Genomic DNA, 13,181 nt, shown 5'->3' on the forward strand with positions numbered 1-13,181 from the left:
TAGCCTCCTGGATCAGTGCCGTTCAGAAACCTGATTGATGGTGTATTTGGGAATCTCGACAACCAGATCTTCATCCCCAATCAGTGCCTGACAGCTCAGCCGCGACTCCGGCTCCAACCCCCAGGCCTTGTCGAGCATGTCTTCTTCCAGCTCATCCGCCTCATTCAGAGAGACAAAACCTTCGCGCACAATAATATGGCATGTAGTGCAGGCGCAGGATTTCTCGCACGCATGCTCAATTTCCAAGCCATTGGCCAGAGCCGCATCACAGACGGTCACACCCGGTTCCACCTGAATAACCTTGCCTTCCGGGCACAGATCCGCGTGGGGCAGGAATATAATCTGCGGCATTAACGACTCTCCTCGATTTCATCAATATTGTGCCCCTGCAGAGCACGCTGAATACTGGCATCCATCCGGCGCGAGGCGAACTCGTCACTGGCGACAGCCAACGCTTTTACACCACTTTCGATGGCGCGGTGATCAGACCCGGCACGCACCTCCTGCAGCTGCATCATGGCGGCCTGCAGAACCTCACGCTCTGCCTGCGTCAGCAATGCAGGACCGTCCTCGATCAGCGCCTGCTCCAGCGAGTGCAGCAAACGATCTGCATCCACCTGCTGTTCGCGCAGATTGCGCAACACCAGATCGTCCTGCGCGAAGCTGTAGGATTCCTTTAGCATGCGCTCAATCTCGACATCACTCAGACCGTAGGACGGCTTGACCTGGATTCGACTCTCGACACCAGAGGACAGCTCCTTGGCCTCCACATTCAACAGGCCATCAGCGTCCACCTGGAAGGTCACGCGTATTTTGGCAGCACCGGCAGCCATGGCCGGAATGCCTCGCAACTCAAAGCGTGCCAGTGAGCGGCAGTCGTCAACCAGCTCGCGCTCGCCCTGCAGCACGTGAATCGCCATGGCCGTCTGGCCATCCTGATAGGTGGTGAATTCCTGTGCCTTGGCGACTGGAATCGCGGTATTGCGAGGTACCAGCTTTTCAACCAGCCCGCCCATGATTTCCAGCCCCAGGGAGAGCGGAATAACGTCCAGCAGCAGCATATCGCTGTCAGGCTTGTTACCCGCCAGCACATCAGCCTGCAGTGCCGCACCCAGCGCCACCACGCGATCCGGATCTATATCGGTTCGCAGTGCCTTGCCAAAAAACTGCTGTACGGCCTCGCGTACCTGGGGTACTCGCGTCGAGCCACCCACCATGACGATATCCTGCACCTGCGCCACGCTAACACCCGCATCTTTCAGGGCACGTCGACAAGCCCGAATGGTGCGTGCGACCAGGTCATGGATAAGCTCACCAAACTGGTCCCGGTCGATACAGACATGCTTCTCGACACCGGCAACAGCAAGCAGCGCCTCAACCACGGGCTCATCAGTCAGGCGCTCCTTGATGCTGCGCGCCTGTTCTGTCAGGTAACGTGCATCTGCCGAACCCAAGCCACGGGCAACGCCCAGCTGACCCACCAACCAGTTGGCCAGCGCCAGATCCAGATCATCTCCACCCAGAGCACTGTCGCCACCGGTCGCCATGACCTCGAACACACCCTTGCTGAGGCGCAAAATGGAGATATCGAAAGTGCCGCCGCCCAGGTCATAAACCGCGATCACGCCTTCCGCAGCCTCATCAAGCCCGTAGGCCACGGCAGCCGCAGTCGGCTCGCTCAGCAGGCGCAGCACCTTAAGCCCCGCCAGAGTCGCCGCGTCCTTGGTGGCCTGACGCTGTGCATCATCGAAATAGGCTGGCACCGTAATCACGGCACCTGTCAGCTCGCCACCCAGGGAATCTTCGGCGCGGCGCTGCAAGGTGCGCAGAATATCCGCGGAGATTTCCACCGGGCTCTTCACACCGGCGGCCGTCGACAGATAGGGCATGCCCTCGTCCAGACGCTCAAACCGGTAAGGCAACTCATCGCCCAGCTTCTTGATATCAGTAACACCGCGCCCCATGAGGCGCTTGACGGACTGAATGGTGTTGAAGGGGTCAGCAACCGTCTGGGCATGGGCGTCATAACCCACTACGGGCCCGCCTTCGGCAAGATAACGCACAACGGATGGCAGCGTATGCCGCCCCTGCTCATCTGGCAGAGTCACCGATTCGCCACTGCGAACCGTCGCGACCAGTGAATTTGTGGTACCCAGATCAATACCCACCGCGAGCTTGCGCTTGTGGGGATCCGGGCTCTGTCCGGGTTCAGCTATTTGCAACAAGGCCATTTGTTCAACTCAGAATCAGTACAAGTCGTCTTCAAGACGCTCTATTTCACGCCTCAACTTATCCAGGAACTGCATCTTCCTGACGGCCGCAGCAGCGGCATGGAGCGAGGCTTCGGCGGGGATCGTAATCTGACTGCAAAACTCGGCCTGCAAGGGTGCCATCATCTGCTCGACATCCTTATCCAGCGCAGCGAGTTCAGACTCAGGATCAGCATGCTGCGGTGCATCTTCGAGCCGCTCACGCAACTCCATCTGCTGCATCAGGAACACAGGGTCCATAGGTGCACTACTCTCATTATGGGTGTCAATACCCTGCAATTTGAGCAGATACTGAGCCCGCAACAAGGACGCACGCAAGGTGGCATAGCCTTCATTCAGATAGGCTGTGTACTGCGCGGACAGTCGGCGTTCCTGGTCGGAAAGATGGGCGAAGCGATCGGGATGGAGTTTTTTTTGCAGTTCAAGGTGACGCTGCGACAGCAGCCCAAGATCTATATCAAAGACCTCGGGCAGGCCGTAAAACTCAAAGAAGTTTTGCTTGATATCCATGCGACTCCGGACGAACTGGATCAGACGTTAAAGCTTTCGCCACAACCGCATTCATTACGCACATTCGGGTTATTGAACTGAAAACCTTCGTTCAACCCTTCGCGTACATAATCCAGCTCTGTACCGTCCAGATAAATCAGACTCTTTGGATCCACCACAACCTTGACACCGCTGGCCTCGAACACTTCGTCCTGCGCCTCGACGTCATCGACAAATTCAAGCACGTATGCCATGCCTGAACACCCCGTAGTGCGGACGGCCAGACGAACGCCTTCACCGTGCCCACGTTTTTCAAGATAGCCGACCACGTGTTTGACAGCGGCCGGTGTCATGGTAATAGCCATAGGTCAATACTTCCCCGCGCCGCGTGTTACACGGCGCCACAGCTGAATAGATGAAGCCTTACTTACCCTGCTTCTGCTTGTAATCGGCAACCGCAGCCTTGATCGCGTCTTCAGCCAGCACCGAGCAGTGAATTTTCACCGGCGGCAATGCCAGCTCATCAGCAATCTGGGTGTTTTTCAGTTCAGCAGCCTGATCCAGCGTCATGCCCTTGACCCATTCGGTCACCAGGGAGCTGGATGCTATGGCAGAACCACAACCGTAGGTCTTGAACTTGGCATCTTCGATGACGCCGGTATCGCTGACCTTGATCTGCAGACGCATCACATCGCCACAGGCCGGTGCGCCGACCATGCCGGTACCTACACTATGATCCGCGGCGTCCATTTTGCCGACATTACGCGGGTTTTCGTAGTGATCTATAACTTTTTCGCTGTAAGCCATGACTATATCCTCTTATTCGTCCGCAGATGCCTTAGTGGTGAACCCACTCGACCTTGCTCAAATCAACGCCATCTTTAAACATGTCCCACAGAGGAGACAACTCTCGCAGCTTGCCTACCGCTCCACGGATATCCTGGATCACGTGATCTACATCGTCTTCGGTAGTAAAGCGCCCGATGGAGAAACGGATTGAGCTGTGCGCCATTTCGTCGTTCAGACCCAATGCACGCAGTACATAGGAAGGTTCCAGGCTCGCCGAGGTGCAGGCAGAACCCGAAGACACCGCCAGATCCTTCAGTGACATCAGCAGAGACTCACCTTCAACGAAAGCGAAACTGATGTTCAGGTTGCCCGGTACGCGCTGAGTCAGAGATCCGTTTACATAAACCTCTTCCATATCCTTGACGCCCGCCAGCAGGCGATCACGCAGGGTGATCAGACGTTCATTTTCAGCCGCCATCTCCAGCTTGGCGATACGAAACGCCTCGCCCATCCCGACGATCTGATGCGTCGCCAGAGTACCGGAGCGCATGCCACGTTCGTGACCGCCACCGTGCATCTGAGCTTCAATGCGAACACGCGGCTTGCGGCTGACATAAAGTGCACCTATGCCTTTGGGGCCGTATACCTTGTGCGCCGAGAAGGACATCAGATCAACCTTCAGGGCGGACATGTCGATCGCAACCTTGCCAGCACTCTGAGCGGCATCAACATGGAAAATGATGCCCTTGGCTCGAGTGATTTCACCAATAGCGGCGATATCAGTCAGGGTGCCGACTTCATTATTCACGTGCATCAGGGACACCAGAATGGTGTCTTCACGAATGGCATCCGCAACGACCGAAGGCTCAATAATGCCTTCCTTGTTGGGGTCCAGATAAGTGACCTCGAAACCTTCGCGCTCCAGCTGACGGGCTGTATCCAGTACGGCCTTGTGCTCGATGCGCGAGGTGATGATGTGCTTGCCTTTCTTCTGGTAGAAATGCACCGCGCCCTTAATCGCCAGATTGTCGGACTCGGTCGCACCGGAGGTCCAGACAATCTCGCGCGGGTCGGCGTTAATCAGATCAGCTACCTGGCGGCGGGCATTTTCAACCGCTTCTTCGGCCTTCCAGCCAAACAGATGAGAGCGGGATGCAGGGTTACCAAAGTTACCCTCCATCGTCAGACACTCAATCATCTTTTCCGCAACCCGCGGGTCAACCGGGGTGGTGGCGGAATAATCCAGATAAATCGGCAACTTCATTCTCTATCTCCGGTACAAATCGGTTACACCGCCGCCTTGCGATCGGCAGGCGTTTTTTCACCCGTACTCATAATCAGCTGATCGACATAACGACGATCCTGCCGCTTGGCAACCTGCTGTACATCTTTGCGCTGGACCAGGTCCAGCAAAGTGATACTGCTCAGGAATGCATGAATCTGCTCGCTCAGATCGCACCACAGATGGTGCGTCAGACAGGTTTGACCCGACTGACAGTCACCACTGCCGTGGCAACCCGTAGCATCAACGGACTCATTCACCGCGTCGATCACTTCGGCCACATTGATGTGTACCTGATCACGACTCAGCTGATAACCACCGCCGGGCCCTCGCACACTGCGCACCAGTTCATTGCGTCTTAGCTTGGCGAACAACTGCTCAAGGTAAGACAGCGAGATACCCTGACGCTCGGAAATATCAGCCAGACTGATCGGGCCTTTTCCTGCGTGCAACGCCAAATCAAGCATCGCTGTAACTGCATAACGGCCTTTGGTGGTCAATCGCATAAGTTTCCTCTCGACACCGGGCGACTCGTGCAAGCATTATGCAATAGCCGACGAAAACGATCAACTATTTAACCTACTAAAACAGTCGGCTAATATGCGACTGGCGCCAGCTATAGGCGCTGCATCTCAACCACCGACCTTCTTGTTGACCGCAGTCAGAATGCCTCGCAGCACATTGACTTCGACCTTGTCCGGCACCGCACGCAACAGCAGACGACGCAGCCGGGGCATCAGCTGACGGGGATTCTCCGGATTCAGGAACTCGATATCAACCAGGGTGCTCTCCAGGTGCTCAAACATCCGCTCAATCTCGCCACTGTCAGCCAGGTCGATATCCCAGGGTGTACCCCAGCGCGGTTTCTCAACCGCAACACCTGACAGCGCCATCATGCGCAACTCGTAGGCAATAACCTGCACCGCCGCCGCCAGATTGAGCGAACTGAATCCCTCAACCGATGGGATATGCACGTGATGATGACAGCAGTGCAATTCTTCATTGGTCAAACCCCGATCTTCGCGCCCAAAAACGATGGCAACACGCAGCTCCGGACGCACTTCAGAGACAATCGCCGCCATTTCCCGCGGGTCTATTACCGGCCAGGGAATGTGACGACCACGGGCACTGGCGCCAATCACCAGATGACAGTCCGCCACGGCATCGGTGAGCTCAGGCACGATGCGGGCATTATCCAGCAGGTCGGTTGCGCCGGACGCACGCACCACCGCGGCCTCACTCGGAAAGTCATTGGGGGCAACCAGACAGAGGTCAGACAACCCCATATTCTTCATCGCCCTGGCCACGCCGCCAACGTTGCCCGGATGGGAGGTATTGACCAGCACAATGCGGATATTCTCGAGCATTTTTCGCGCCTGTAGGTTCGAGGGGGGCGATATTTTAACAGAACAAGCCGTTTTAGGTGAATTAGTGTTATTCCAAGGCCACAGATTTTGTATAATACCGGGTTTTGGCTCGCTACATATTAGGTCCCTACTGATGCAACCGATGGTAAACATTGCCCTGCGCGCTGCGCGTCTTGCAGGAGAGCAAATCGCACGTGCCGTAGAGCGCCTTGATTTGATTAAATCCGAGCAACAAGGCGTTGCTGAATTCCTGAACGAGACCTGTGTACAGGCCGAGCGGACCATCGTGCACACGATTCAGAAGGCTTACCCGAGCCACACCATCGTCGGTGAATACTCAGGGGAGCACGCACCACAGCAGGAAGGTCCATCCTTCACCTGGAACATCAATCCGATCGACAGCATCACCAACTTCGCCAACGGCCTGCCCGTCTTTGCCATCAGCATGTCCGGTCACAGCAGCAGCAAGATCGAGCACGCCATAGTCCTGAACCCCATGGCCGGTGAAGAATTTACCTGCAGCCGCGGTTATGGCGCCCACTTCAACGGCAAGCGCCTGCGCGTCAGCAATCGCAAAGCCATCCAGGGCTCACTGATCGGCACCGGCTTTATCGGTCGCAACAGCGACAAGCTCCACCTGAACGAATTTCAGGAGATGTTCCGCAACATCATCCTGGCAGACGGCAAGACCTTCAACGGCGGCTCCCCCGCCCTGAACCTGGCCTACACCGCCGCAGGACGCCTGGACGGTTTTTTCCAGATCGGCCTGCAGCAGAATGAAATTGAAGCAGGCATGCTGCTACTACAGGAAGCTGGCGGCCTGATCGGCGACTTCACCGGCGGTACCGGCTATCGCACTAGCGGCAATGTAGTAGCCGGCAACCCGAAAATGTTCAAGGCCCTGCTGCAAAGCATTCGCCCAACCCTGAACGAATCGCTGAAATAGCGGCACCCGGCACTATTTAAAAGCCTGCGCCTACAAAAATGCCAGTCGGTGACACTCACCGCCTGGCATTTTTTTTGTGTCCGACGCCCTACTCTCGACCTCGCCAGCAACACTCCCGACTCAAGCGCATAAAAAATCCGGAACCCACAGGGTGGATTCCGGATTCTGCTAAAGCCTCAGACGAGCAACAGAGCCCAGACAACAAACATCAGAACCCGCTACTGGCTTTAAGAGCCAGATACTGATCAGTCTTCCAGCAGATTACGACCCTTGCTCGCTGCAATACGCATGCGCAGCGCATTCAGCTTGATGAAGCCCTCTGCATCTTTCTGATCGTAGGATCCAGCATCGTCTTCAAAAGTAGCGATACTTTCATCAAACAGACTATCGACAGAGCGACGGCCAACAACCTCGACATTACCCTTGTACAGCTTCAGACGCACATCACCATTCACGTGACGCTGACTGTAATCGATAAGCTGCTGCATCATCTTGCGCTCTTCAGACCACCAGAAACCGTTATAGATGGTTTCAGCATAACGCGGCATCAGCTCATCTTTCAGATGCGCAGCTTCACGATCCAGCGTAATGGACTCGATGGCACGGTGAGCACGCAACATGATGGTGCCACCCGGCGTTTCATAGCAGCCACGGGACTTCATGCCGACAAAACGGTTTTCAACGATATCGAGTCGCCCTATACCGTTGGCACCACCAATCCGGTTCAGCGTTTCCAGCACGGTCGCCGGAGACATAGCCTCACCATCAATAGCAACAATATCGCCCTTGGCGTAGGTCAATTCAAGGTAGGTCGCCTCATTAGGCGCCTGCTCAGGCGATACCGACCAGCGCCACATATCGTCCTCAGCTTCCGCCCAGGGATCTTCCAGCACACCACCCTCATAGGAAATATGCAGCAGATTGGCATCCATGGAGTACGGAGATTTTTTCTTCTTGCCAGCGAAATCGACCGGAATATTGCGCTCTTCACAATACTTCATCAGAGTTTCACGGGACGTCAGATCCCACTCGCGCCAGGGCGCAATCACTTTGACACCAGGCTTAAGCGCGTAAGCACCCAACTCAAAACGCACCTGATCGTTACCCTTGCCGGTCGCGCCATGGGAAATAGCATCAGCGCCGGTTGAATTGGCAATTTCAATCAGCCGCTTGGCAATCAGCGGACGCGCAATGGAAGTGCCCAACAGGTACTCACCCTCGTACACAGTATTAGCACGAAACATCGGGAATACGAAGTCACGCACAAACTCTTCACGCAGGTCTTCGATGTAAATTTCCTTTACACCCAGAGCTTCTGCCTTGGCACGCGCAGGCTCAACCTCTTCACCTTGCCCCAGATCAGCGGTAAAGGTAACTACCTCGCAATTATAGGTATCCTGCAACCAGCGGACGATAACAGACGTATCAAGTCCGCCGGAGTAGGCCAGCACAACCTTTTTAATATCCGACATCTATTGGCTCCACATGAGATCACCCGACAGCCGGTAGCGAGCACAAAGGCCCACCACGACAGCAACCGAGCAAAGAATCTGTTGGCGAAAAAACGCAGTATTATATCAGCAAAGCACGGGACTCAGAAGGCTATTCACGCTCAAGGCGGATAGTGACGCGGCGGTTACGATCCCGGTTAGCCGCCGAATTATTGGGCACCACCGGATAACGCTCGCCATGAAAGCGCATTGTGATCATGGATTCATCCATGCCCTTAACCTTCAGATACTCGGCGACAGCCTCGGCCCGCTTCTTCGATAAATCCCGATTCAGCAGACGCCGACCCAGATTATCCGAATGACCATCAACGTAGACCGACTGCACGCTGTCATCATGCAAAACATAGAGCGCGATCAGGTCGAGCCGCGCCCGCGCCGAATCAGATAGTACATAGGTCGCCGGCGGAAACAGCACCGCCGTGCGTGCCACCTGACGATAATTCACCGGCAGCAAACCCTCGACGCAGCCGCTGTAGTCCTGATAGGCCGAACCAAAATTCGCCGCTGACACCCCAACCCGCAGTGCCTCCGCAGTCCCCTGCCAGTCCGAGCGAGTAAAGGTGGGCACCAACCCCTTATACAGAAACGCCAGCATCTGCCGGGCGTATCCTGGCTCGACATCAATGTCGCCACTGACCGCATCCACCTTGAGCGTCGCGATCATCTGCGGCGCAATACCCGGCCGCCAGGGCGGCGCCTCGGCCACCAGCAACGCCTGCGCAGAAGCACTCACCTGCTCAACAGCCCGCAGACTAAATCGCACGTCCTCGCCCGCCTCGCGCTCAAACAGCGCGCGCCCGTACGCAGGCACTGCCTGACTCAGGCGGCAGCTAAATTTGGATGACTCCAACTCCCAGCGCGAATCGTCAATCGCAGCCCGATAGGTGACCGCCAGGGCAGTTTCGGCACCCAGCCAGACAAGCAATAGCAACGAAAGTCTGCACAGCAAATTTATCACCCCAACCGCGAACCCGGACACACCCAAGTGTATCGACCCAAACCCCGTTTCCTTTAGCACGCAGCCCGACAAAAGACCTGCGAGGATACAAACATATACTCTTAACAGCCACGACTCTACGGGAATATGCGTTCAGCAATGGAGGCCGCGCGCCTAGATTGCTAGAATAGCGCCTTACTCACCGACTGCACGCCCGGCAATTAAGGACTCCTCTTGAGCAACAGCACCATTCCGCAACTGATGGCAGACCGCTTTCGCGGCTTTCTGCCCGTCGTTATTGACGTTGAAACGGCCGGCTTCAACTCCCGCACCGACGCCCTTCTGGAAGTCGCCGCCGTCACTCTGACGATGGACGAAAACGGCTATCTGATGATCGACCAAAGCTTCGACGAAGCGGTTGATCCGTTTGAGGGCGCCAATCTGGAGCAGTCCGCACTGGATTTCACCGGCATTGACCCCTTCGACCCGGAGCGCAACGCCATCCCTGAAACCCTGGCGCTGGAAAACATCTTCAAGCCCATTCGCAAATCAATCAAGGCACATAACTGCAAGCGCGCGGTTCTGGTCGGCCACAACGCCGCCTTTGACCATAGCTTTATTCAGGCGGCAGCCAGTCGCACCGACGCCAAGCGCAACCCCTTCCACCCATTTTCCACCTTCGATACCGCCACCCTGGCAGGGCTCGCCTATGGACAGACAGTCCTGGCAAGAGCCTGCGACGTAGCGGGCATTGATTTCGATGGCAAAAAAGCCCACTCCGCGCTCTACGACACCGTCAAGACCGCGGAACTGTTCTGCTCCATAGTCAATCGCTGGAAGGATCTGGGCGGCTGGGACATGGTACTGGAAAGCCGTCAGTACGACGATTAGCAGCCTGCCGGACTAGCAGCAACCCCGCACCCAAACGTAAAAAACCCGTCACTAAGACGGGTTTTTCATATTTGCAGAGCCCACTCCAGAGGAGTTGACCCTTACAGCAGGCAGGCTTACAGCTTGCCAGATTCTTCAGCCAGGTAAGCAGCAACGCCTTCCGGGGAAGCGTTCATGCCCTTGTCACCCTTGTTCCAGCCAGCAGGGCAAACTTCGCCGTGCTCTTCATGGAACTGCAGCGCGTCAACCAGACGGATCAGCTCGTCGATATTACGACCCAGCGGCAGGTCATTGACGATCTGTGCACGCACATTACCTTCCTGATCGATCAGGAAAGCGCCACGGAATGCAACGCCATCAGCGTGCTCAACGTCGTACGCCTTGCAGATTTCGTGCTTGATATCAGCTACCAGAGTGTACTTCACAGGACCGATACCACCCTGGTTAACAGGGGTGTTGCGCCATGCGTTGTGCGAAAACTGGGAATCGATGGAAACACCAATAACTTCAACGTTACGCTCTTTGAATGCCGCAACACGGTGATCCAGAGCGATCAGCTCAGACGGGCAAACGAAAGTGAAATCCAGCGGGTAAAAGAAAACCAGGCCGTATTTGCCCTTGATGGCTTCTTTCAGGTTGTAGGAATCAACGATCTCGCCGTTACCCAGAACAGCCGCTGCGGTAAAGTCCGGTGCTTGCTTGCCAACTAGTACGCCCATTGCTTCTCTTCTCCGTTTGTCGTCGTATGTCAACGCTTAAAAACTTCGGCGTGACCGCTGTACGCGATCACGCCGAAAGAATAAATACTGTATTAACTCAGGCTTCTTCTTCAGGAGCCTGGTTCGCCGCGGCCTGCTTGATCAGCGTTTCCAGCTCACCATTAGCAGCCATTTCGCAGACAATGTCGCAACCGCCCACTAGCTCACCATTAACCCACAACTGCGGGAAGGTCGGCCAGTTCGCATACTTGGGCAGCTCGGCACGAATTTCAGGATTCTCCAGAATGTTCACGAACGCAAAGCGCTCGCCACAGTTCATCACAGCCTCAACTGTACGAGATGAAAAACCACATTGCGGGAAACGCGGCGTGCCCTTCATATAAAGCAGGATGGTATTTTTCTCGACCTGCTCTTTGATAGTATCGATCACACTCATTGATACACCCTTAAAACTACGGTGAAACTCTAGTCCGCCGTGCGCGAACGCCTTGTATCAGCCTACCATATATCCGAGCAAAAGAGTCAGGTAAAAAACACCCAAACGCCGGTTTCTGACCACCTGACACAGGCTATTATATTGCGCCCAAGGCCCAACTTTTCAACCCTGCCAATGCGCGTTTTTTACGCATTACCCCTTACAGACTGCCGCCGCAGTTTTCTACACGTACGACTCCCATTGCCAAAATGAATGCCAGTCAATAGAATGCCTTTCTTTTGTTTGGCAGCCCGGGCTGCCTTTTTGCGTTGTAGGGAGCACGAACATGGCAGCTACGCCTATCATGAATACATATAACAGGCTCTCGGTTGCCTTCGACCACGGCGCAGGCGCCTGGCTGTATGACACGGACGGCAACAAATACCTGGATGCGCTATCCGGCATCGCCGTGTGCGGCCTGGGCCACAGCCATCCGGCTGTCACCCACGCCATCAGCGAACAGGCCTCCCGCCTGATTCACACCTCGAATCTGTACACCATTCCGCTGCAGGAACGTCTGGCCGAACGCCTGTGTGCCATCTCCGGCATGAACAGCGTGTTTTTTGGCAACTCCGGCGCCGAAGCAAACGAAGCTGCCATCAAGCTGGCACGCCGCTACGGCCACCAGAAAGGTATCGACAACCCGGCCATTATCGTCATGGAAAACTCCTTCCACGGCCGCACCCTTGCCACCCTCAGCGCCACCGGCAACCGGGCTGTACAGGTGGGTTTTGAACCTCTGGTCAGCGGCTTTGTACGCGCACCCTACGACGATGTCGACGCCATTCGCACCATCGCTGCCAACAATCCCAACGTGGTTGCCATCCTGGTGGAGCCAGTGCAGGGCGAAGCTGGCATTCGCATTCCTGCCGCCAACTACCTCAACCAGTTGCGCGACATTTGTAATGAACACGAATGGCTGCTGATGCTGGACGAAGTTCAGACCGGCAACGGCCGTACTGGCAAGTACTTTGCTTATCAGCACAACGCCATCCTGCCGGATGTGGTCACAACAGCCAAAGGTCTGGGCAACGGCGTGCCAATTGGTGCTTGTCTGGCCGCCGGCAAAGCTGCCACTATTCTGTCTCCGGGCACCCATGGCTCAACCTACGGCGGCAACCCGCTGGCCTGTGCCGCGGCTCTGGCCGTGGTTGATACCATTCAGCACGACAACCTCTGCCAGCGCGCCGAAGATCTGGGCAAGCGCATCTGCGACGGTTTTCGCGAACAACTGGGTGATTCAGACTACATTCGGGAAATCCGCAATAAAGGTCTGATGATCGGCATCGAGCTGACAGAAGCAGGTTCCGAGCTTGCCGTACTGGCCAAGGTCAAGGGCATCCTGCTAAATGTAACCGGTGGCGGCCGCGTTGTGCGACTGCTACCGCCCCTGATTATGAGCGATAGCGAAGCAGACCTGCTGGTTAACACGCTGTCAAAACTAATTCAGATATACGCGGCTGACGAGCGGGAAATCTAACCTCGATCACCGCTCTCAGAGGACC

At 55.8% G+C, this 13,181-nt stretch carries 15 protein-coding genes; 3 read left to right on the forward strand and 12 right to left on the reverse strand.

Annotated features, from left to right (window positions below; genetic code table 11):
• Positions 1–12 precede the first annotated feature (12 nt).
• From fdx to MPRO_RS22760, 8 genes are all read right to left on the reverse strand, one after another.
• Positions 13–351, reverse strand: coding sequence for an ISC system 2Fe-2S type ferredoxin (gene fdx / locus MPRO_RS22725; RefSeq protein WP_067298594.1), 339 nt, complete (start codon positions 349–351; stop codon positions 13–15).
• Positions 351–2,231: a Fe-S protein assembly chaperone HscA gene (gene hscA, locus MPRO_RS22730; RefSeq protein WP_067298595.1), complete on the reverse strand. Its 1,881-nt coding sequence runs from the start codon at positions 2,229–2,231 to the stop codon at positions 351–353. Before hscA ends, fdx begins: the two co-directional genes overlap by 1 nt.
• A 15-nt stretch (positions 2,232–2,246) precedes the next feature.
• A complete protein-coding gene (hscB, locus tag MPRO_RS22735) occupies positions 2,247–2,780 on the reverse strand; it encodes a Fe-S protein assembly co-chaperone HscB (RefSeq protein ID WP_067298596.1) in 534 nt (177 codons plus the stop codon).
• Between the two features lie 20 nt (positions 2,781–2,800).
• Positions 2,801–3,124 (reverse strand): iron-sulfur cluster assembly protein IscA, encoded by a 324-nt coding sequence (gene iscA / locus MPRO_RS22740; RefSeq protein ID WP_067298597.1) that lies wholly within the window; start codon positions 3,122–3,124, stop codon positions 2,801–2,803.
• A gap of 58 nt (positions 3,125–3,182) precedes the next feature.
• On the reverse strand, positions 3,183–3,566 hold the full coding sequence (iscU, locus tag MPRO_RS22745; RefSeq protein ID WP_020683723.1) for a Fe-S cluster assembly scaffold IscU: 384 nt from the start codon (positions 3,564–3,566) through the stop codon (positions 3,183–3,185).
• 31 nt (positions 3,567–3,597) lie between these two features.
• Complete coding sequence (locus MPRO_RS22750) at positions 3,598–4,812, reverse strand: IscS subfamily cysteine desulfurase (RefSeq protein ID WP_067298598.1); 1,215 nt, start codon at positions 4,810–4,812, stop codon at positions 3,598–3,600.
• 23 nt (positions 4,813–4,835) lie between these two features.
• Positions 4,836–5,336, reverse strand: a complete 501-nt coding sequence (iscR, locus tag MPRO_RS22755) for a Fe-S cluster assembly transcriptional regulator IscR (RefSeq protein ID WP_067298599.1) — start codon at positions 5,334–5,336, stop codon at positions 4,836–4,838.
• Between the two features lie 126 nt (positions 5,337–5,462).
• Positions 5,463–6,197 carry an RNA methyltransferase gene (locus MPRO_RS22760; RefSeq protein WP_067298600.1) on the reverse strand — a complete coding sequence of 245 codons (735 nt, stop codon included), beginning with the start codon at positions 6,195–6,197 and terminating at the stop codon, positions 5,463–5,465.
• Between the two features lie 133 nt (positions 6,198–6,330).
• Between MPRO_RS22760 and MPRO_RS22765 the strand changes: the two genes are divergently transcribed.
• Positions 6,331–7,143, forward strand: a complete 813-nt coding sequence (locus MPRO_RS22765; protein ID WP_067298601.1) for an inositol monophosphatase family protein — start codon at positions 6,331–6,333, stop codon at positions 7,141–7,143.
• 245 nt (positions 7,144–7,388) lie between these two features.
• Here the strand turns inward: MPRO_RS22765 and MPRO_RS22770 are convergent, their stop codons facing one another.
• Entirely contained in the window at positions 7,389–8,615 is a 1,227-nt protein-coding gene (locus tag MPRO_RS22770) for an argininosuccinate synthase (RefSeq protein ID WP_067298602.1), read from the reverse strand.
• A 130-nt stretch (positions 8,616–8,745) separates the two neighbouring features.
• Positions 8,746–9,603, reverse strand: a complete 858-nt coding sequence (locus tag MPRO_RS22775) for a flagellar protein MotY (RefSeq protein ID WP_067298682.1) — start codon at positions 9,601–9,603, stop codon at positions 8,746–8,748.
• Between the two features lie 222 nt (positions 9,604–9,825).
• Here MPRO_RS22775 and rnt point away from each other — a divergent pair, with 222 nt between their 5' ends.
• On the forward strand, positions 9,826–10,482 hold the full coding sequence (rnt, locus tag MPRO_RS22780; protein WP_439646792.1) for a ribonuclease T: 657 nt from the start codon (positions 9,826–9,828) through the stop codon (positions 10,480–10,482).
• Between the two features lie 116 nt (positions 10,483–10,598).
• On the opposite strand, the gene MPRO_RS22785 is transcribed toward rnt, so the two are convergent.
• Both MPRO_RS22785 and grxD read right to left on the reverse strand, forming a co-directional pair.
• On the reverse strand, positions 10,599–11,201 hold the full coding sequence (locus MPRO_RS22785) for a peroxiredoxin (RefSeq protein ID WP_067298603.1): 603 nt from the start codon (positions 11,199–11,201) through the stop codon (positions 10,599–10,601).
• A 97-nt stretch (positions 11,202–11,298) separates the two neighbouring features.
• The gene (gene grxD / locus MPRO_RS22790) at positions 11,299–11,637 is read right to left on the reverse strand and encodes a Grx4 family monothiol glutaredoxin (RefSeq protein WP_067298604.1); all 339 of its coding nucleotides are present in this window, start codon (positions 11,635–11,637) and stop codon (positions 11,299–11,301) included.
• Positions 11,638–11,962: 325 nt separating this feature from the next.
• On the opposite strand from grxD, the gene MPRO_RS22795 reads away from it, so the two are divergent.
• The gene (locus MPRO_RS22795) at positions 11,963–13,156 is read left to right on the forward strand and encodes an aspartate aminotransferase family protein (protein WP_067298605.1); all 1,194 of its coding nucleotides are present in this window, start codon (positions 11,963–11,965) and stop codon (positions 13,154–13,156) included.
• Positions 13,157–13,181: the final 25 nt, after the last annotated feature.

This window comes from Marinobacterium profundum, assembly GCF_001528745.1.
Taxonomy (GTDB): domain Bacteria; phylum Pseudomonadota; class Gammaproteobacteria; order Pseudomonadales; family Balneatricaceae; genus Marinobacterium_A; species Marinobacterium_A profundum.